The sequence below is a fragment of the Pseudoalteromonas sp. SG43-4 genome (genome assembly GCF_014164325.1).
Classification (GTDB): domain Bacteria; phylum Pseudomonadota; class Gammaproteobacteria; order Enterobacterales; family Alteromonadaceae; genus Pseudoalteromonas; species Pseudoalteromonas distincta.
Genome location: NZ_JACJFB010000020.1, coordinates 60262 through 78549, shown reverse-complemented (window position 1 = coordinate 78549; position 18288 = coordinate 60262). Strand labels below are relative to the sequence as shown.

Annotated in this window: 25 protein-coding genes; 18 read left to right on the top strand and 7 right to left on the bottom strand. The window is 39.6% G+C overall.

Annotated features, from left to right (window positions below; genetic code table 11):
• The first annotated feature begins 203 nt into the window (after positions 1–203).
• The 3 genes from H5160_RS17020 (at position 204) to H5160_RS17010 (ending at position 1949) form a co-directional block, all read left to right on the top strand.
• Positions 204–551 carry a hypothetical protein gene (locus H5160_RS17020; protein WP_024597877.1) on the top strand — a complete coding sequence of 116 codons (348 nt, stop codon included), beginning with the start codon at positions 204–206 and terminating at the stop codon, positions 549–551.
• A 151-nt stretch (positions 552–702) separates the two neighbouring features.
• Positions 703–1311 carry a hypothetical protein gene (locus H5160_RS17015; RefSeq protein ID WP_024597878.1) on the top strand — a complete coding sequence of 203 codons (609 nt, stop codon included), beginning with the start codon at positions 703–705 and terminating at the stop codon, positions 1309–1311.
• A 185-nt stretch (positions 1312–1496) separates the two neighbouring features.
• The gene (locus tag H5160_RS17010; protein ID WP_259417233.1) at positions 1497–1949 is read left to right on the top strand and encodes a hypothetical protein; all 453 of its coding nucleotides are present in this window, start codon (positions 1497–1499) and stop codon (positions 1947–1949) included.
• Between the two features lie 7 nt (positions 1950–1956).
• Here H5160_RS17010 and H5160_RS17005 read toward each other — a convergent pair whose 3' ends face one another.
• Positions 1957–2322 carry a LexA family transcriptional regulator gene (locus H5160_RS17005; protein ID WP_182738123.1) on the bottom strand — a complete coding sequence of 122 codons (366 nt, stop codon included), beginning with the start codon at positions 2320–2322 and terminating at the stop codon, positions 1957–1959.
• Between the two features lie 120 nt (positions 2323–2442).
• Between H5160_RS17005 and H5160_RS17000 the strand changes: the two genes are divergently transcribed.
• Positions 2443–2667 carry a hypothetical protein gene (locus H5160_RS17000; RefSeq protein WP_182738121.1) on the top strand — a complete coding sequence of 75 codons (225 nt, stop codon included), beginning with the start codon at positions 2443–2445 and terminating at the stop codon, positions 2665–2667.
• A gap of 51 nt (positions 2668–2718) precedes the next feature.
• On the opposite strand, the gene H5160_RS16995 is transcribed toward H5160_RS17000, so the two are convergent.
• Positions 2719–3345 (bottom strand): LexA family transcriptional regulator, encoded by a 627-nt coding sequence (locus H5160_RS16995; RefSeq protein WP_182738120.1) that lies wholly within the window; start codon positions 3343–3345, stop codon positions 2719–2721.
• Positions 3346–3526: 181 nt separating this feature from the next.
• On the opposite strand from H5160_RS16995, the gene H5160_RS16990 reads away from it, so the two are divergent.
• The 9 genes from H5160_RS16990 (at position 3527) to H5160_RS16950 (ending at position 9791) form a co-directional block, all read left to right on the top strand.
• Positions 3527–3745, top strand: a complete 219-nt coding sequence (locus H5160_RS16990) for a YdaS family helix-turn-helix protein (RefSeq protein WP_149614074.1) — start codon at positions 3527–3529, stop codon at positions 3743–3745.
• Positions 3742–4005: an AlpA family transcriptional regulator gene (locus H5160_RS16985; protein ID WP_182738119.1), complete on the top strand. Its 264-nt coding sequence runs from the start codon at positions 3742–3744 to the stop codon at positions 4003–4005. The genes H5160_RS16990 and H5160_RS16985 overlap by 4 nt, the downstream gene beginning before the upstream one ends.
• Positions 4006–4024: 19 nt before the next feature.
• Positions 4025–4297 carry a hypothetical protein gene (locus H5160_RS16980; RefSeq protein ID WP_182738118.1) on the top strand — a complete coding sequence of 91 codons (273 nt, stop codon included), beginning with the start codon at positions 4025–4027 and terminating at the stop codon, positions 4295–4297.
• A gap of 2 nt (positions 4298–4299) precedes the next feature.
• A complete protein-coding gene (locus H5160_RS16975) occupies positions 4300–4704 on the top strand; it encodes a hypothetical protein (protein WP_182738117.1) in 405 nt (134 codons plus the stop codon).
• Between the two features lie 9 nt (positions 4705–4713).
• The gene (locus H5160_RS16970) at positions 4714–5313 is read left to right on the top strand and encodes a DNA N-6-adenine-methyltransferase (RefSeq protein ID WP_182738116.1); all 600 of its coding nucleotides are present in this window, start codon (positions 4714–4716) and stop codon (positions 5311–5313) included.
• Positions 5314–5384: 71 nt separating this feature from the next.
• Positions 5385–5669: a hypothetical protein gene (locus H5160_RS16965; RefSeq protein ID WP_182738115.1), complete on the top strand. Its 285-nt coding sequence runs from the start codon at positions 5385–5387 to the stop codon at positions 5667–5669.
• On the top strand, positions 5670–8156 hold the full coding sequence (locus H5160_RS16960; RefSeq protein WP_182738114.1) for a replication endonuclease: 2487 nt from the start codon (positions 5670–5672) through the stop codon (positions 8154–8156).
• A gap of 44 nt (positions 8157–8200) precedes the next feature.
• Positions 8201–8839, top strand: coding sequence for a restriction endonuclease (locus H5160_RS16955; RefSeq protein ID WP_182738113.1), 639 nt, complete (start codon positions 8201–8203; stop codon positions 8837–8839).
• Positions 8840–9080: 241 nt separating this feature from the next.
• The gene (locus tag H5160_RS16950) at positions 9081–9791 is read left to right on the top strand and encodes a hypothetical protein (RefSeq protein WP_182738112.1); all 711 of its coding nucleotides are present in this window, start codon (positions 9081–9083) and stop codon (positions 9789–9791) included.
• A 2-nt stretch (positions 9792–9793) separates the two neighbouring features.
• Here H5160_RS16950 and H5160_RS16945 read toward each other — a convergent pair whose 3' ends face one another.
• Positions 9794–10039: an ogr/Delta-like zinc finger family protein gene (locus H5160_RS16945; protein WP_182738111.1), complete on the bottom strand. Its 246-nt coding sequence runs from the start codon at positions 10037–10039 to the stop codon at positions 9794–9796.
• A gap of 157 nt (positions 10040–10196) precedes the next feature.
• Between H5160_RS16945 and H5160_RS16940 the strand changes: the two genes are divergently transcribed.
• The 3 genes from H5160_RS16940 to H5160_RS16930 all read left to right on the top strand — a co-directional run bounded on the left by H5160_RS16940 (position 10197) and on the right by H5160_RS16930 (position 12464).
• Positions 10197–11501: an HNH endonuclease gene (locus tag H5160_RS16940; RefSeq protein ID WP_182738109.1), complete on the top strand. Its 1305-nt coding sequence runs from the start codon at positions 10197–10199 to the stop codon at positions 11499–11501.
• A gap of 312 nt (positions 11502–11813) precedes the next feature.
• Positions 11814–12065, top strand: a complete 252-nt coding sequence (locus tag H5160_RS16935) for a hypothetical protein (RefSeq protein ID WP_182738108.1) — start codon at positions 11814–11816, stop codon at positions 12063–12065.
• 54 nt (positions 12066–12119) lie between these two features.
• Positions 12120–12464: a hypothetical protein gene (locus tag H5160_RS16930; RefSeq protein WP_182738107.1), complete on the top strand. Its 345-nt coding sequence runs from the start codon at positions 12120–12122 to the stop codon at positions 12462–12464.
• An 18-nt stretch (positions 12465–12482) separates the two neighbouring features.
• Here H5160_RS16930 and H5160_RS16925 read toward each other — a convergent pair whose 3' ends face one another.
• The 4 genes from H5160_RS16925 to H5160_RS16910 are packed head-to-tail and all read right to left on the bottom strand — an operon-like array spanning position 12483 to position 16109.
• A complete protein-coding gene (locus H5160_RS16925; RefSeq protein WP_182738106.1) occupies positions 12483–12938 on the bottom strand; it encodes a hypothetical protein in 456 nt (151 codons plus the stop codon).
• On the bottom strand, positions 12938–13264 hold the full coding sequence (locus H5160_RS16920) for a phage holin family protein (RefSeq protein ID WP_002960036.1): 327 nt from the start codon (positions 13262–13264) through the stop codon (positions 12938–12940). Before H5160_RS16920 ends, H5160_RS16925 begins: the two co-directional genes overlap by 1 nt.
• On the bottom strand, positions 13261–14325 hold the full coding sequence (locus H5160_RS16915) for a phage portal protein (RefSeq protein WP_182738104.1): 1065 nt from the start codon (positions 14323–14325) through the stop codon (positions 13261–13263). The genes H5160_RS16920 and H5160_RS16915 overlap by 4 nt, the downstream gene beginning before the upstream one ends.
• On the bottom strand, positions 14325–16109 hold the full coding sequence (locus tag H5160_RS16910) for a terminase large subunit domain-containing protein (RefSeq protein WP_182738103.1): 1785 nt from the start codon (positions 16107–16109) through the stop codon (positions 14325–14327). Before H5160_RS16910 ends, H5160_RS16915 begins: the two co-directional genes overlap by 1 nt.
• A 192-nt stretch (positions 16110–16301) precedes the next feature.
• Between H5160_RS16910 and H5160_RS16905 the strand changes: the two genes are divergently transcribed.
• Positions 16302–17180 carry a GPO family capsid scaffolding protein gene (locus tag H5160_RS16905; protein WP_182738102.1) on the top strand — a complete coding sequence of 293 codons (879 nt, stop codon included), beginning with the start codon at positions 16302–16304 and terminating at the stop codon, positions 17178–17180.
• 42 nt (positions 17181–17222) lie between these two features.
• Positions 17223–18260: a phage major capsid protein, P2 family gene (locus H5160_RS16900; protein WP_182738100.1), complete on the top strand. Its 1038-nt coding sequence runs from the start codon at positions 17223–17225 to the stop codon at positions 18258–18260.
• Positions 18261–18288: the final 28 nt, after the last annotated feature.

The following is an 18288-nucleotide window of genomic DNA, read 5'->3' as shown; positions in this document are numbered from 1 at the left end:
ATAGAGGAGCCTTCAATCAATCGAACTACTGTATAAAAGGCTTTGGTTGCAGCCAAAGCTTGGGCCTCACATTACCCGAACTTGGTTAAAGTATTAATTAATTTATGGGTTTATTATCCATACAAAAGGATTAAGACGGATTTGTCAGAAGAGCACTGCCAAACCGCTTATCCAAGGTGTTATAAGCCAAAGGAAGTTCGGTGATGAAATCGATAATTGGAAAACTTGATGTGTTAAGCGTGTTTGCAGCGTGGACACTTTTAATAGTTTTCTTTGTATCTCTGGCTTATGGGAAAATGTTTTCTGAACCTAACGCAAGTGCTAGTCATTTAGTTTATTTGTTTGGGGCATTCTTTTGCACAGTTTTAATTCATATTGTTTTGGCATTTTTTAACCGTTGCCCACATTGCGATAAATGTTTAACTGTTCAAGGTTTTAAAAAGCCTCATCCAGCATCAAGTGGTAGCTGGGATAAAGTTGTTTGGCGCTGGTTTTCTGGTTCAATTGTTTGTATCCATTGCGGGCAAAGAGTGGCAACTAATGGCTTATAACAAGTTGCTCAAGTTCGTTCGTAAACTCACTGGGACAATTAACAGTTGGCTTGGCGCTTCGCGCAAGTTTAGCCAACAGTCAATTGCCCCTTAGCAAAGCGTTAGGTGCATGGCGCGGAGATGGAATGCCTCTCTATAGTGAATATTGCAAATGAACGTATTTATTGAAAGACTATTTGATATTATCGCCATCGATATTGTGCACTTAAGCTCATATTTATCTTCAAGCCAGCAGCAATACTTAGATGAAAATCTAAAATCTATAAATGACCTGGATAGCGATTTATATACAGATGAAGAGGGTGAAAATCTAGAGGTACTCCTTCATTTTTTAACTTGTCATAAAAATGAGATAATCCAGCTTTGGAATAATCGGTCTAGCAAAGACATACTGGTTTCTCTATATACATCCAGCATCATATCTGGCAGCTATGATTGCTTTCATTTTGATTTGTCCAAATTCAATGCAACCTATAATCCAGTAGGCCAGAAGTTAACTTTGTATCGAGTCGGTAGATCGGGTGAAAACACAGCGAGTTTAGGAAATTCGTGGTCTAAGACTCATAATGGCATAAAAAACTATGTTCAGTCCTCGACAATTGACGGGTTAAACCGACCTTTTTTTGAAGCCGAAGTATCTGACTCAGAAGTATTGTGTGAAGGTAATCCTCAAGAAGATGAGTTGATATTAAAGAGAGGTTTTTCACCTGAAAAGTGCAGACAGCTCGTTGAAAATGAACAATATGATATTTTACAGTAGACTCATCATTGCACCTAACAAATCAATCAACTTCGCGCCTTCGGCGCCGGACGCAGCAAAGCTGCGCCGGTTATTGAAGCGTTACGAACGTCCGTAATTGGCACTTTTCGGACATTACAATTAACAATTCTTTCTAATGAACTATGCTCTATTTAATAAAAACATATTAAATAGAGCTTGCTCCAATGAAAATAATTTTCTCAATACTATTTATAGCCTTGATAATTTATTCTCATATTTATAATTTTCAACAGAAGATACTTTATATAAGCGTTGATGCATTCAATTTGTTACCAGGTTCAGATGAGTCTGTTGTTGTTTCGTTTGGCAAAAACGACGACGACTTTCATGCATTTGCGATAAAAAAGAAAGATATAAAGCAGGGTGTTGAGCTTGTATCAAAATCGAAAAATAACCTTAATTTTTCTGTGTTTGCAGACTTAGAAGGTGAAGCGCTTGTTAGGTCTCACCAGGCCGAAACTTTTGCAAAAATTAAAGTTTTGAGTATTGATAAGCAAAACCAAAAGGCTGTATTTTCAGTTGAAGCTAATTTATTAAACATAAATACGAATGAGCTAAACAAATTAGATAAAACTAAAGTGATTGTAAAAGATAAGCCTTTTTTAAAGCTTATGTAAGTGCTGCCTATCCTAAGGTTAAGTTAGCTCTGTGCATTCTAATTGATTGAGTTACAACACCTTCAATATTGTACTGGTCAAACTTAGTTAGTTTAACAGGACAGTGGTCAGAGCTAGCTGAAAGCAATAGATTATTTTTTAAATCAGCAATTTTGCAAACAAATTGACCATTTAAGCAGGCTACGATTATATCGTAATTTTTAACTATTTTAGCTCTATCTATGATTAGTACATCGCCACCAAATATCCCAACGCCTTCCATACTTCTGCCGCTAGCACGGCCAACAAATGTTGAATCACTTAAAAAATTAGCATCGATTGTTTTCTCTAATTTTTTTACTTCAGGGCCAATTAATACATTTTGAATAAGCATATTTTTTCTCAAAGCTTTAACTAAGTTGATTACAGCTTAAACTGTATATAAAAACAGTGGTCATACTTAACTGCAATAAGATAAGTGCCAAAATGTATCTTTGAATTAAGAGGAAATTCTATGAACAATGCTCAAAGAGCCAGAAAAGCAATCCGTAAAAATTTTGATCAAAGCTACATTGATAATAATCCAATAACTCCAGAAGAAGTCGGTCAGCAGAAGGAATTTTTGAGAGAAATTGGAATACCACCGTTTAAATTTGCTCAAATTATTAATCAAAATGAAGTTAGTCGGGAGCTTTTACAAAATATTTTTGATGCATTAAACATAGGCGATTGTGCTTAAAAAATTAAAGCCCGCTTAATGCGGGCTTTTCTATACCTGAAATTTAATAAATTATAGTGACTTACCCGTAAATATAACTTTTCCCACCAACGTGCAATTACCATTAATCGGTATTAGTTGCTCGGGCCAGTTGGGGTTGGCGGCTTTTAGGAATTTGTGGCCGTTTTCGATAATTAGCTGTTTAAATGTCGCTTGATTGTCGTCGTCTAGGCGGGCTACTACGTACGAACCGTGGATGCATTCGGCTTCAGGGTCTACAAAAATTAAATCACCCTCCTCAAACTTTGGCTCCATGCTAATACCTTGCACCTTTAAAACAAAAGTTAGGTCACTGCAATTAACAGGACACATAAAACGCTCTGCGTCATAAGCTTTAATTTCACTTATTTCTGACCAAGCACCGGCTTGAACCCAGCTGATAAGTGGGGCGGTGGCTTTGATTGTTGGCCCTGGTGATACATTGCTGTTGGTGTCTTTGTTATCAGCAATCCCAAACTGTAAAAATTCAGGTGTGCATTTTAGTGCGCGTGCTAACGCTTCAATGTTGCGAGGATTTTTTGTATCTCCGCGCTCTATTTTTTGAATAGAGGTTTGCGCTGTACCTACTAGATCAGCTAGTTGGTATTGGGTTAACCCTAAAGCTGTGCGGCGTTCCTTTACTCTTTTTGCAATATCCATATTAATCCTCTTAATTAATTTAATAACTATAAGTAATCTGTTAGGAAGATTATCACAACTTTAAGTTATCACAGTCAAATTACTTATTCGGGTTTTATTGATTACCTAAAGTAATAATTTAAATTGACAATCACTTTTAGGGATCATAAGATTACTTAAAGTAATCAATTGTGAGGTGTATATGTCATCTATTGAAAAAGCAGTAAGCCTAATCGGTGGGCAAACAAGATTAGCTCGTCTTTTGGGTACTCAACAAACCGCTGTTTGGAACTGGGTGAATCGACACAGCCAAGCTCCAGCGAAATACATTCCGCGTATTTCAGAACTAACTAACGGTGAAATATCGGTAAACGATTTACTAGCCGATCATCAAAAAAGCAAAAAGGAAGATGCAGCATGAGTAATCTAAATACAGCCGAGTTTTACCGTACTAACTTACGTGGCGAAGTTATTAGCATTAACGACCGTTTTTTACGCCCGGCAGATGTGGCTGAAAAGTGTGGCTTACATCGCTCGTCGTTATACAGGTTGATGGAAAAAGGGCAGTTTCCTAAAACACATAAAATATCGAGTGGCCGTGTTGTATGGCTTGAAGCCGATATTGAAGAGTTTATGCGTTTGGGCGGCGAGAAGTTTCAAGAAATTTACGGCAACAAATAAGTAAATTAGGAGCAAAGCAATGAGCACATACCAAATATTTGACCAAAACATGTATAACGCATTACCTAACTTAGCTACTAAAGCTGAGTATTTACTTAAGTGCCAAATAAGCACTAAAGACGCCGTTAATTGTAAATCAGTTGAATTTGAACCGTGCTTACAAGCCTTTGTTGGTGAGTTGCCATTACCTATTTACTGCCAAGGCAACGAAAACCAAACCATACAAAAAGCCGTGTACTGGTTAAAAACACAAGCTTTATCTAAACCACAGCAACAACCACAAGGAGTATAAACATGGCTAACGCACTTATTAAACAAACCGATAACGCACAACCAGCCCCATTAAAAGCGGTAAAAGGGCGTCACATACCAAAAGGCCTTGCCGAAATAAAAGCATTAATGAGCGATAGAACCCGCACACCAGGTTATTTATTCAATGCCGTTTTAACTGATCAACAACGAAAATTAGTGTGTATTGCTGCAGGACTTAAACAGCGCCATATAGAAATGAGCTTTTATCAATTTAATTTGCAAGAGCGTGATGCAGTGCGCAAAGGCATTTTAGCGTTACAAGACATTGTTGCCGCTTTTACCGACGCCAACCTACTTGGCCGCGAAAACTTCGAAAGAACCCCGCCTAAGTTTGATGTTGTTCCGCGTTTAGTTAAACAGTCAAAAACTGATTCACAAACACACTAAGGAATAGCGATGTCTCCCGATCAGCTAATCAATCAAGATAGTGGCAATGTTGAATTTTACACGCCCGATAAAGTTTTGAAGTATGTGCACCAAATGTTTCCGGTTATTGATTTAGACCCAGCAAGTTGTGTAGTGGCTAACGAGTCAGTAAAAGCAACGTGTTATTTAACCAAAGATGATGATGCATTAACACGAAATTGGATAGCAAACACTGTTTGGTTAAATCACCCATTCAATAAAGGAGAGCAGGCTTGCAAACCAAAGTGCGTTAAAAAAATATGTAACGATCCTAGTTACAACAAGTACCGTGGCCATTGCATTACCGAAGACATAGCCAGCAACGGCGATTGGATTGATTACTACTTAGACCAATACGCACAAGGTAACTTTAAAGAAGCAATGAATATTACCTTTGTTAATAGCTCAGAGGCATGGTGCCAAAAGTTATTAAAAGCAGGTTTAAGTTGTTTTATTGATGGCCGTACACATTTTAACGATGCACAAGGCAATGTAAAAAAAGGCGCACCCAAAGGCTGTTTTATTACTTACCTAGGCGATAGAACCGCAGAGTTCCGAAAAATATTTTCGGCGCTTGGAGTAGTGAAGTAATGAAACTACGCACACAGCCACACATTCTCAGTAAATCTACACCAATAATTTAATCCCAAAGGACTACTAAAATGAACAGAATCAAAGACCAAGATCTATCTAAAAATCAGCAATTGCTTAAAAGCATTGTTAATCACGCTATCGACCAAGCCAACTTTACTATTCGCAATTTAAACAAACGCCCAACTGTTGCAATGCTGATGGAGTGTGAAAACTGCCTAACTGACTTAATGCCAGTAGTGCAATTAATTGCGGTTGATCACATTGAATACGCGCCAGTTTACGACCAAATGCAAGCAGCATTAGACGCCGCGCAAATTCATGGAGAACCTGCGTTAATAGAGTTAACCGAATAAATGGCAAACCCTAAGCTACTCGACCTACAAGCCCTTAGACTATCTGGTATAGCTAAGGGTTTAATTTCGTCTATTAGCGATATTGACGACCGCAACTTTTTAGCGCGTGGCTTGCAAAATGTGCCAGTGCCTTTACAAAGTCGTATGGCCCGTAAATACATAGACCGCTACAACCAAAAAAAGGCGGGTAGCCAATACCGCGCTAATACATGGCTGCGCCGCACCATTGCCCGTTTAAAACCGCGCTTTGGTGTGCTGTTTAGTATTACTCAAAATATGCCATTGCCATGGCATATTTTAAGCGGTATTGAAAAAACCAAAAAACACGCAGGCACACTCGCTATGGAGTGCGTGCAAATAACGCTTGATGTAAGCGAAGAAAACCAACACCTACCGTACGAAAAAATAATATCGCTAACCTACGATGCAATAGCCACGTATGCCAAAACTGTAGGCGCTAATGTGCCATTTTACGCCATGCGCGACGACAACCTACCCACCGAGTGTTACGAAATTGCACTGCTTAAAATGCAGTGTGATAGATGGTGGGCTCGCCAATTAAAAACTATTCGCCGCCAGTTTTTAGAGTTACTCGAAATTGCCACAGGCCAAGTAGGTAAAGATTTATACCACGATAAAAAAAGCAAAAAGTTTAAACGCCGTGGCATTAGCCCTTACTCGTCAAAACAAGCACAGCGCGAATTTAACTTTGCACAAGCCAGTGGCCGCCAGTTCCTAGAAATGATGGAACTGCAAAGCAGCGACGGCGACGTAATAAGTTTAATTGAAGCCGTAAAAAACGGTATGGCAAATCCTGCCAACCGCCGTAACGAGTTAATGTTACGCATACGCGAAACCGAAGAGTTAGCCGACGAAATGGGCTATGTAGGTGTGTTTTACACTATTACGTGCCCGTCACGTTTTCATGCAAACTCAAGTAAATGGCACGGCGAAACCCCAAAAGATGCACAAAACTACTTAACGCAAACATGGGCGCGTGCTCGTTCTAAGTTAAACCGACGAGGCCTTAAATACTTTGGTGTGCGCGTAGTTGAGCCACATGCTGACGGTTGCCCGCATTGGCACATGATGTTGTTTATGCCTAAAAATAAACTACAAGAAGTGAACGCTATTTTGCGTTGGTACTTTATTCAAGAAGACAAAGCAGAGCTTTACGATTATTACGGCCCTGTGCAAACCCGCGCAAAAGTAGTAAACGAATGGGTAGATATAATTACCCACGGCACACACATTAAAACTGTAGAGAAATGTGTAAGCTACCGCGCAGGCACTAAAAAAAGTGAGCTGTTTAAAACCTATAAACAAAAGCGCCGCGAGTGGGGCCTTAAAAAAAGCCAAGGCAAAAAAGCCAAAGCGCCCAGTAAATTTTATCGTACTTTTAGCCCACGCTTTGACGCTATAAAAATGGATAAAAGCAAGGGCAGTGCAGCCAGCTACATTGCTAAATACATCAGTAAAAATATTGATGGCTACCAATTAAGCGACCATGAAGATGCAGAAACAGGCGAAAACCTGCAAGAGCAAGCTAACCCCGTTTTAGCCTGGGCTAGTACATGGAATATTCGTCAGTTTCAATTTCAGGGTTCACCAAGCGTTACCGTGTATCGTGAATTACGGCGCATGCCAAAAGGCAAAGTAATAAGCGACGAGACCATAGAGCCTATTCGCCACGCTGCAGATACTGCCAACTGGAAAGACTACGTAAAACTCCAAGGCGGTATGTGTATAGGCCGTGCGGCTAACTTCAAATCAATGTACGAAGACACACAAATGGGCAACGACTACGCCGAAGTAGTACGCCGCATAAAAGGCATTGTTACCAATGTAAGTATTGAGTCAAAGCTTCACCGCATGATTAACAATGTTTATAACGTTACCACCGAAACGAGCCTTAAAACTCGCCTAGTAGAATGGACAAGGCAACTCAAAGGCACAGCCGAAAAACTCAATGCTAAGGATAACACCAACGTCGGCGCAGCCGACCTATCTTGGACTAGTGGTAATAACTGTACGCCTATAGCCGTAGGGTCTAGAGCTGAGTTGTTACTTGATATGATGGGCACCTCAAAAAATGATGTTGATGAAGTAATAAAGGATCTAAATAGCGGAAAAAGGATCAGCCGAAACGGCCAAATTTACCAAATAAGAGACGGCCAACTTCAAGTTTTAAATATTGATGAACAAATAAAGCATGATCAGCGCTTAGCTATTGAGTCATTGGCTAAAACATATTCCCAAAAAGCAGGTAGCTGGCACATAACCGAGGCCCATTGGCAACAAGCCCGCGAGTATATAGAGCTTGCTTATAAATACGCGCAGCTTGATGGGCGCAATAAACTAAATAGCACCCATATACAAAATGGTCTAGTCACTATTGGCGATTGGGATTTAGTTACTTTAGTTAAACAAGGCAGTGCATCAGCAATCAGCGATAATGACTGGTGGGTATTGGATCTAATGGCTTAATTGTATAATATCGTCTAAATAAAAGCTAAGTTGGGTATTAATCTGTGATTATAGATTTTAGTGAGTTAGGGGATGGACAGACATTTGAGTATTTCTGTGGAGCATTCTTATCTAAATTTGGCTTCATAATCGAGAAGAATGGTTCAATCGGTCCTGATGGTGGCTGTGATCTAATTGTATCTGAGCCATCAATCGTAAATAAAAATGTCAGGTATAGATGGCTTGTAAGCTGTAAAAACTTCTCTAAAAGCAAAAAAAGTGTATCTGCAAATGACTTATCACTTAATAGAGGGCTTCTTGACAAATTTAAATGTCACGGTGTAATGGTATTGGCCACTACTCAGTTTACAAACGGTTGTGAAGACAACCTTCGTGGAATATTTAGTGATATAAGAGATAGCTTTGTATTAATAAATTGTCTTGATATAGAAAAAGAACTTTTAAGAGATCTAAAGTATTGTTATTTGCTAAAACAATACTTTCCAAAATCTTATAATAAATTAGTAAAAATTAGCAAAGAAAGTTGTAAATGTGGACAGTCTGAACAATCTTATATACTGACAACAAGAGGCTTTGGTCTTGATACACAGATATATGAATATTTAGTATGTGACATTTGTAAATCGATGAACACGCCACAGGCACACGAATGTGATTTTTACTTTCATGAAATTGGCTACTAGTTTAAAAGTTATCTTTCGCAATAAAGCTTTAAAACAGATTTTATTTACAAACACCATAAAAGCAACTGACTTCAAAAGTAACTATTTTATAGTTAAAACATCAAATCCTAAAAAGGCTGACATGGGATGTCGGCCTTTTTTATGTCTTAAAATCCATAGACTTTTCATACAGCTGAATGTTATATAGATAAGCAATTGTAAAATTGGATTTAACGGAATGATAAAAAAGATAGGTAAGTACATGGACGATTTAAAATCTCCATATTGGGAACCAATTTTATATTTTATATTTTTTATATTTGTTTTTTCTTCAATAATAACTATTTTAACTGCTTCACCTGAATTGGCTGGAAAATTAGGCAATACTGGTAGCTTTTTAGGAGGGATAATTGCAGTTCTTGCGTTTTGCCTGGGTGTAAAAGAATACTTAAAATATACACGACATAGGGGGTTTCATGATTTAAATAGACTTAAAAATGAATTGTTACCTACCTTTGAAAAAGAATTTCCTTTAAATCAATCAAATTTATTAGTTCTGATAAGTAATATTGCTAAGTATGAAAATGCAGAAATAGCTAGGGAAAATATCAAAAATATAGATGTTCTAGCTGTAAAGAATTACTTTGTTGATCTTCACTTTAAGGTTGAAACTTCGCTTAATAGGGTAATTTCAGCGTCACCTCATCTAAAATTCGATTTAGAAGCAATAAGAGACGAATTTAAAAACACTATTTTAGTTTGGGAGCATGCGGCAATCTTTTGTTATAACTTTCAAGATGAAAAAATACTTAGCTTTATTGAAACAAATCATAGGAAACAATTTCTCTATGTATTGAATAAAAGTGAGATATACGCTGCCTTTACTGAAAATGACAACAAGGGTGCTGAAGTATTTAGAAAGCATTCAAAAAAACTGTTGGCATTAATATCTAGAATTAAAGGTTTGAATTAGCTTTATAACCCAGTTAATTCTAGTTGTTGTTCTCGAGGTAAATTTTTAATCAGCGCTGCAGCCATTTCTTGGATGTTTTTCACCGGAGGATTTAAGAAGTGATCAAACGATTGGGTAATACGGAACGTCGCCCCGCATTCTTTTGTGTTAGTACATGAGCAATATAAATTCACTACATGGGCGCTTTGCTTTTCGCGTGAAGTAATTGTTGCTTTAGCTTCGCAATTTGGACAAGTAACCCGCGCCATAATTTATCCAACCTATTAATGTGTACTGTTATTATATACAGTGTTTAATTTGTTGCAAATGTAAAGCTAATAGGAAACCGATATTTTCCATGTTATTTTAAATCTTTATTATTTGTTAGATAAACATTTATGCAGGGATCTGCAACAGGCGGTGGAAATGAATTATTTTTGGGTTAATATTGGCGAGACTTATCAAGAGGTTGAAGACTATAGTTTTCTTTGGGCTCCTCTGCCGTATTTAGATGAAGACGGTAAAAAACAAAATAATGCGGGTTGGTCTCCACTAGAAAAAGCTGAGGTTGGTGATATATTTTTCTGTAAAAATGGTTCTACTTTCGAATATGTTGCTATTGCAACTAAAAAAGTCTATGAAAGCAAACGACCTGCAGCAAGAACATTTGATAGATGGAAGCAATTAGGGCGAAGGGTTGACGTACAATTAATAAAATTAAAAAAACCAATTGCATCAGACTCTATATCGGATGTTTTTTATAATGAGTACTATGATAAATGCAAACCAAAAGTGATCAATAAGGATAAAAACTTTTGTGAAATTTATTCATCACTTTTACCCTTAGAAGCCGGAAAGTATCTTTTAAGCATCTTGGGCAACGATGCAAAGGAATTATATAGTAAAAGAAAGTATATTCTGGAAAACGACATTCAAAAATATGTGTTTCCTTTCGAAGCTCATTCATGGACCATCTTGAATGAAAATGTTATGCGTAAAGTCGTTGACACTACTTTGATTAAAGAAAAAACAACTGGTATACCTTTAAATATTGTTAGTTACTTACATCCAACCCCCCTCAGCGAAGGTCAAAAAGTTCAAATTACACTTTTAGTGGATGGCGAACCTTTTAACATACCCTTAGAGAGAAAAAGAGACGGTAGATATAGATTAAATTTATCTATATTAAGTCGTAAACTTAAATTAAATAAGCTATTAGAAAATGAAGATTTAGTGTGGCTAGAACGAGACCTTTCAAACCCCAATTGCTTTGACGTTTATATATCCTCTAAAAGTAAAAGTAATTCGATTACCCCAAAAAACAAGCCAAAAAATACAACTGCTGAAACAAAAGTTAATGTAAGGCGGGGGCAAGACTATTTTAAAGCTTTAGTTTCAGATGTTTGTAATGCTCGATGTGTAGTAACCGGTGTAAAAGATCAGACACCAAGCATTCTAATTGGGAGTCATATCAAAGCTTGGAGTAAATCCTCGGACGAGGAGCGAATGGATGGCGAAAACGGTCTATTATTAGCCCCACATATAGATAAACTTTTTGATGTTTACCTTATATCGTTCTCTGATAATGGTGAAATCTTAGTTTCAAATAAACTTAGCCCCACTGTTTTAGATAATTGGGGAGTCAATTTAAATAAAATTTATAGCCTTACCCCTAAACAATTTGAATACATGAAAGTGCACCGAAAGTTATTTGAACAAAAACAGTCATAAATATTTTATATAAAAGAGCCAAATAATTGTTTGGCTCTAAATAAGTTCGCCAAGAACCAAAAAAGCTGAAAAATTCACTCCTCCTCGCCTTCCGCTTTCGTGCAAAAAATGCGTTCAATTGACACCCCCAGTGACAAGCCCTTTCTGGCTAGCCCTTATTACTAAAGGATCTAAAAGAAAGTTAAAAAGGATCGCAGTGTCAAAAGTGTGACAATGTTGGACATAAAGTGACAACTAAAAGCTCAAATAATTGGTGATTTATCGAATATTGAAATATCATTATTTTATTATCACTTAACTGATAAATAAATTGTGAAATATTTATATAAAGGATCACAAAGCCAAGAGCGGTTAGATGTGCTTTTGTCGTTTGGCAAAAGCACCAGTGAAGATATAAAAGCAGCACTCAGTGATTACTTAGTTCGCGGTATTAGCAAGACCAATGCAGCAACACTTAACGGTGTGCCTGGGCCAAATTTTACAAGGGCACTTAAGCGTCTTGAAGTTGTTGCAGGTAAAGTTGAAGAGGTTAAAGAGTTAGATTGGCCTAGTAGACTTTGTTAATTAAAAAAGCTAGCTTAATGTACCTATTACTATGCATTAGAAATGGATTAAGGAATGTTAGATTTTATTAAGTACGTTTTAAATGAATTAGGTTTAGATGAGCACGCTGAGCCGACAAGAACATCGGTTATTAAATATCACTTTAGATCCAGAGATGAAGAGATTCACGTTAATTTTGATTTAATCATAGATGATACTTATTTGGAGTTAACAGAAGAAGATGAAAAGGCATTTCGTGAATTTAGAAGCAAGCAGATATTTGGTGAAAAGCTAGAGAATCTTGAGTCAAGCATACGTAAAGCGGTTAGACTCTATAGTGCAAAAGCAAAATCTACTAAAGGAAATCAGCAAGGCTCAACATTCAGATTAACAAGTGATTTGCTCCTAGAAGAAGTTTAAACACCAAAGCGCTAGCTCCTAACTAGCGCTTTTTTTATTGCCGCTCTTGCTCCCCCAAAACGCCCTAAACAATCGCATTAACCCAAGGGTTGAAACTGCAATGCCTACAATCACAAATTCAAAGTACCAGGGCGCGCCGGTATAGCCCATAGCTTGCCAGCCCTTATGCATGTAAGGTTGCATGGCAGGTATAAAGTGGCAAACAAACAAACCCAAAAAGAATAGAATGATCACTTCATCCATTATAGTTTTATCTCGGTTTTTTAAAACCAACAAGTCATAATCAGCGTCGTTTTGCTCGGCCTGCATACAGCGCCTTGCTTTAGCTTCAAACTGCGCAATTTTAAAATTGTTTTCAGCGCGCGCTACATCGGCGGCCATTTCTGCCGCTATGCGTTTGCGCTCAACATAGCCGCCGGTTAAGTCGGCTATTGGGTCAGTGATGAATGAAACCAGTGTTTTTAGCCAGCCCATTATTTGCCACCTCTAATTAATTTAATGAAGCCCTTTGGGTCTTTGCTAAACGTTTCAATAAATTTATTGATCCCCTCTAAAATGTGCGGGGCCGCATAAGCGGTTACACCAATAACACCCGTTTTTAAGCTTTCATCAAATTGCCGCCACTCGCAAAACATAGCCGCCAAGTAAGCCGCAAAAACAGCAATTAGCACACTCATAAAATAATGAAAAAACGTAAACACCTTACGGCTTAAATACATTTGTATAGCCGCCGCTAAAAAGCTCAACATAAGCAACTGCCCCCACTGTTTTATAAATTCAACTATATCTATCCAGCTCATGTGTCTTCCTTGGGTGTTGGGTTAAGGTCTGAATATTCAGGCTCTTTAAATTCAATATGCTGCGCGGCAGGCAAATAATTATTAATACCTAAAACATCTTGCTGCAGTGGCACCACTTCGTTGTTGTAATAGGCGCGGGTAATTTTATCTAAATCACCAAAGCCAGCACTGTCACCAGACGACTGGCCGCTTAGCGCTTCTTGCGCGCGGTGCATGCTCAGCATATCGTTAAGCGTAATTTTTTTAATCCGCTCAAATTCATCTTTAGTTGATATATCGCCAACTGGCGTAATGTTTATTGCTTTTTCAGCATCAGCTTTATTGCTACGGAAATTAAAAAACAAACTTCTAAAGTTACCCACGCCTTTGCTATCGCGTATTGCATCTTTTAATGCCGTCTCATCTTCAGCGCTTAAATTAGGATCAGCCATTGAAAATATAAAACCCATATGCGCACCGTTCTTGTAATACCGGCGCCTAAACAAAGTCGCATCTTCATTTAATAATGCCGACTGAATGCCGCCATAATATTGCGGTATACCGTAAATGCCTTGCCCCGGGTCGTACTCTTTTACATGTATAATTTCGCCAGCATTAAAATAAATAGGCTCATGGCTACGGTTGCTTAATTGCGCATACACACCGCGCGTACTCGTATAGCGCATAGTCAGCGCAGGCAGGTGACGCAGTTTAATAATTTGCCCAAACGAATTTCTAATAATTTGCAAATAAGCGTTGCCGCTCCACAGCAAATCAAAGCCAAATTTACTTAATGCTTGATGGCTTAAAAGCTGGTTAGGCTTATACCATTTTAAAATCATGTTGCGCTTAAAATACAAAATGGGGCCATGCTGTGCATTAACGCGCAGCAGTTTAATTAAACCCTGCAAACTAATGGGCGGCGCATAAATACCATTGCTATCACTAAACACACCAACGTAATCGGTTAGCCGGTTATCTAAACATGGCTCAGGGTCGCCAAAGCTAAACGCATCAGTTACCGCAGTTCGTTGGTTGTAATTAGGCGCTTGGCCGTTGCTTACTTGTAATCGTGGTTTCATTAAGCTGCAATTCCTACAGATGTTTGGCGGCTGTGGGCATTACCGTCCAGTGGTTCAAATAACAAGGCGTGCATAATTGCCCACGCAATATCGGCATGGCCCGTAGTAGCTGTGCGGTTAGTGGCATACGTAATTTGGTCGCCAACAACTTTGCGGCGAATATTAATAAACGAGCTAGCAATGTTTACCGCGTCCTGGTCAAACTCAAGGCGTCGGTTTTGAATAACGTTAATTGCTTTAATAACCATACGGTTTTTAATAATAGGGTTGTAATGTATCGGCTCAGCGTTAGGGTAAAACTTAGTAATAAGCTCCCACACGCCGTAACCAATACCGGTGGTATCAACGCCAATGTGCACAACGTTGTATTTTTCGGTAAGCAGCTTTATTTCGCTGGCCATCGCTTCAAAATCATTACCGCTCAAATCAATTGCTTCAAGCAGCAAAAACTTTTCACCAGGCTTCATCGGCGCACTTAAAATAGCCACGCTCGCCTTATCGCCAAATCGCGCAGGGTCAAAACCAATAACGACCGGCTTTAACCCGTAAGGGCGTTCGTAATCTAAATCAAAGTCAGGCCACTTGGTAGAGTCGCCCACGCAGTTCATAAGCTGCTTAAGGTTAAACGCACTGTGCGCATCATCAATAAATTTGCACATAAACAAGTTGTTAAACTCATCTACACTGTACTCGTTTTCAAGCACGCCAATATCAATGCGGTCAAACCCACTGGTAACCACATCGTACACAGTAAGCATTTGTCGCCAAATGCCATCTTCGCAAAGCCTGCCATTTTTTAAACTTTTATGGCTAACATCAATCGCAAACTCAGGATCATTACACGCCTTAGTTTTGCGGTACCACTTACCATTCCAATGGTCATACGCTTCATGGCTCGTAACACTCGGCGTACTAAAATAAGTAATGCGCAAATGCTTATGCGTTGCCATAGCCTGCGCCAAACCGCGCAAGCTCTTATATTTAGGGATCCAAAAAACTTCATCTATATATAAGTCGCCGCTTTCCGATTGTGCAGTGCGCGCATTAGTGCTTTTAAAAATAAGCTTAACTGTTTTGCCGCCAGCCAAATTTAGCACCATTGGTGAACCGGTTAGCTCAACATTAAAATGTTCACGCACCAGCGCCACAATATTAGCTTTAAATACCTCAGCCTGATCACGACTTGCCGATATAAATATTTTATTGCGACCATTAATAACCGCATCGTAAAAGGCTTCAAACGCAAAGTAAAAAGTAGCCCCAATTTGACGGGGCTTTAAAATAAAGCGGGCGCGGTGATCTTGGTTTTCAAACCAATGTTTTTGGTGGGGATAAAGCAGTTTATCTTTAAGCTCGTCAAGCATTTCAAGCGTAATGCCAGAGCAATCATTTTTCTTTTTCTTCTTCGACTTTTTGCCGCTACCGGCATTATTACTAGTGGCCGCATCGTCATTGTTAGCACGTTGCTTAGGAGCAGGCGCAAGTTTGCTTTTATTAAGCGCACACAGCTGGCGCGTGCAAAAGTCTAGCTCTTTATATTCAGCATCGGTTTTATTGTCTTTATCGGCTAACAAATTAATGCGGCGACTAAACGCCATTTCGGCATTATACGTTGGGCACATGTCAGCCCAGTTATCAGCCTCAGACCAACGCCTAATACTGCGCGCACTTGGCATGCCTGCTAAGTCAGCTATTTCCTCATAGGTATAGCCCTCAACAACATACAAATCCTGTGCTTTTTTGCGTACGTCTGGTCCGTAGTTAGCCTTCATATTGCGCCACATTAATTAATCCATGGCGGCAGTGTATTAGTAATAAAGCGCGTAATCTGTCTGTTAAAAACCTATCCATTCCTAAAAGTTAAATATAGGAATTTCAAGAAGTTAAACAGTTGGAAAGGGTTAAAAGGAGGGTGCAAACTGCAGTTACTTTAAAGCATAAAGCTTAATTAAAAAACATTTAAAAGGTTTGTTTATATGCCAGGTCAACTACGCACAAAACCATTATCAATTGCCGCTGTTGGCATGACTGTCGACGGCCGCGAAATAACCGAGCAAGACGTAGCCGACATAGTAGAAACCTATAACCCGCGCAAATATGGCGCACGCATAAACCTCGATCACGAATTTAACTGGTCAGGTTGGGCCGCTAAAAACCTGCACAACGTAGACATACCAGGCATGCTAGGCGACGTAGTGAGTGTAGAAGCATACGAAAACGAAGAAGGCGTAGTGTGCCTATACGCCGTGCTCGCACCCAATCAAGGTTTTGTAGCATTAAACAAAGCCGACCAAGCCGTATATTTTAGCATCGAAATTAGCCGCGACTTCATGGGCACTGGCAAAACCTACCTAACCGGACTAGCAGTTACCGACTATCCAGCAAGCTGCTACACCGACCGTATTCATTTCAGTAGTAAGAGCAAGCCAGACGACACGGAAGTCTCTTTATTAACCGTTGACTTAGGGTCATGTGAGCCTATCGACACACCTAAAAAAACCTTTTTCAAACGACTATTCACTAAGGAAGAACTCGACATGAACGAAACACAATTAGCCAATGCGTTAAAAGATGCGCTCGGCGCACCGCTTGAGCAGTTTGGCCAAAAGCTAGACGGACTAACCGCAAAGATTGATGCGTTTTCAGCGCCTAAAGAAGGTGAAGAAGAAACCGTCCCGCCAGCCGAAGAGTCAGCCGAGCTAAAAAATCTTAAAGAAGAGCTATCAAGCACAAAAACAGCACTTGAAGAGCTTAGCGACAAGTTTGCCAAAGCATTAAAAACACCTGCGGGTGACACAACCAACGCCGACGAAGAACACGAAGGCGACGAAGGCAAATACAGCAACTGCTTGTAATTGCCGCACCCTAACTTAATTTAGCAAAACGCAGGAACGAAAATGAAAACCAGAACAAAACAATTATTTGTCGCAGTACTAGCAGGCATGGCCAGCAACTACGGCGTAGCATCAATGAACGAGCAGTTCAACGTAGAGCCAACAACTGAGCAGCGCCTATACGACGCAACGTACGACTCGGTAGAGTTTCTACAATTAATTAATACCGCACTAGTAGACGACATCGTAGGCCAATCGGTAATGATGAGCGTAGATGGTGGCGTAACAGGGCGTGCCGGTGTAGAAACCGACGACGACAAAGAGCGTCAAACGCGCGACGTTGCAGGCTTAGCAAAACGCGAATACCGTTGCCACCCAGTAGAATGCGACATTCATTTGTCATGGGCAAAAATGGATCAGTGGTCAAAGTTCCCCGACTTCCATCAGCGCTATCGCAATCACGTACGCCAAGCAATTGCACTCGACATTATTAAAATCGGCTTTCATGGCACATCAGCCGCACCGTTTACAAACATTACAACTAACACAATGCTGCAAGACGTAAACATTGGCTGGCTGCAGCTCATTCGCCGCGACGCACCAGAGCGCGCAGTTAGCGAAGGCGCAACCGCTGATGAAATTCGCATTGGTGCAGGTGGCGATTACGAAAACCTAGACCAAGCCGTGTTCGACGCACTGCAAGCAATACCAGAGCACAAGCGCGTAAACATGGTTGCCATCATTGGCGACGAACTACTAGCAAACGACCAAAACAAGTTGTATGCAAAGCAGTCGCACACGCCAAGCGAAAAAACCAAAATCGAACTTGAGCAAATCATTAAAACGTATGGTGGCTTAGCCAGCTATAAAATTCCGTTCTTTCCATCGCGCGGCATTTTAGTAACAAGTTTCGACAACCTAAGTCACTACGTGCAAGCAGGCTCAACCCGCACCCACGTAGAAGACAACCCAAAAAAGAAACGTGTAGAAGACTACCTATCGCGTAACGACTGTTACTACATCGAAGACCTCGAAAAAGTAGCCTACTTCGAATCAGCCAATGTAAAACTGCCAAACAAAGCAGGCACAGGCTGGGAATAGTTTTTTAGCAGCAGCAAGCCGCCTCTTT

Coding starts and splice junctions, on each gene's coding strand:
- H5160_RS16965 (WP_182738115.1), top strand. CDS start 5,385: ATGAACAGAATCAAAGACCAAGATCTATCTAAAAATCAGCAATTGCTT.
- H5160_RS16980 (WP_182738118.1), top strand. CDS start 4,025: ATGAGCACATACCAAATATTTGACCAAAACATGTATAACGCATTACCT.
- H5160_RS17015 (WP_024597878.1), top strand. CDS start 703: ATGAACGTATTTATTGAAAGACTATTTGATATTATCGCCATCGATATT.
- H5160_RS16970 (WP_182738116.1), top strand. CDS start 4,714: ATGTCTCCCGATCAGCTAATCAATCAAGATAGTGGCAATGTTGAATTT.
- H5160_RS16900 (WP_182738100.1), top strand. CDS start 17,223: ATGAAAACCAGAACAAAACAATTATTTGTCGCAGTACTAGCAGGCATG.
- H5160_RS16985 (WP_182738119.1), top strand. CDS start 3,742: ATGAGTAATCTAAATACAGCCGAGTTTTACCGTACTAACTTACGTGGC.
- H5160_RS17020 (WP_024597877.1), top strand. CDS start 204: ATGAAATCGATAATTGGAAAACTTGATGTGTTAAGCGTGTTTGCAGCG.
- H5160_RS17005 (WP_182738123.1), bottom strand. CDS start 2,322: ATGCTTATTCAAAATGTATTAATTGGCCCTGAAGTAAAAAAATTAGAG.
- H5160_RS16930 (WP_182738107.1), top strand. CDS start 12,120: ATGTTAGATTTTATTAAGTACGTTTTAAATGAATTAGGTTTAGATGAG.
- H5160_RS17010 (WP_259417233.1), top strand. CDS start 1,497: ATGAAAATAATTTTCTCAATACTATTTATAGCCTTGATAATTTATTCT.
- H5160_RS16990 (WP_149614074.1), top strand. CDS start 3,527: ATGTCATCTATTGAAAAAGCAGTAAGCCTAATCGGTGGGCAAACAAGA.
- H5160_RS16995 (WP_182738120.1), bottom strand. CDS start 3,345: ATGGATATTGCAAAAAGAGTAAAGGAACGCCGCACAGCTTTAGGGTTA.
- H5160_RS16920 (WP_002960036.1), bottom strand. CDS start 13,264: ATGAGCTGGATAGATATAGTTGAATTTATAAAACAGTGGGGGCAGTTG.
- H5160_RS17000 (WP_182738121.1), top strand. CDS start 2,443: ATGAACAATGCTCAAAGAGCCAGAAAAGCAATCCGTAAAAATTTTGAT.
- H5160_RS16905 (WP_182738102.1), top strand. CDS start 16,302: ATGCCAGGTCAACTACGCACAAAACCATTATCAATTGCCGCTGTTGGC.
- H5160_RS16975 (WP_182738117.1), top strand. CDS start 4,300: ATGGCTAACGCACTTATTAAACAAACCGATAACGCACAACCAGCCCCA.
- H5160_RS16960 (WP_182738114.1), top strand. CDS start 5,670: ATGGCAAACCCTAAGCTACTCGACCTACAAGCCCTTAGACTATCTGGT.
- H5160_RS16915 (WP_182738104.1), bottom strand. CDS start 14,325: ATGAAACCACGATTACAAGTAAGCAACGGCCAAGCGCCTAATTACAAC.
- H5160_RS16910 (WP_182738103.1), bottom strand. CDS start 16,109: ATGTGGCGCAATATGAAGGCTAACTACGGACCAGACGTACGCAAAAAA.
- H5160_RS16940 (WP_182738109.1), top strand. CDS start 10,197: ATGAATTATTTTTGGGTTAATATTGGCGAGACTTATCAAGAGGTTGAA.
- H5160_RS16950 (WP_182738112.1), top strand. CDS start 9,081: ATGGACGATTTAAAATCTCCATATTGGGAACCAATTTTATATTTTATA.
- H5160_RS16945 (WP_182738111.1), bottom strand. CDS start 10,039: ATGGCGCGGGTTACTTGTCCAAATTGCGAAGCTAAAGCAACAATTACT.
- H5160_RS16925 (WP_182738106.1), bottom strand. CDS start 12,938: ATGGGCTGGCTAAAAACACTGGTTTCATTCATCACTGACCCAATAGCC.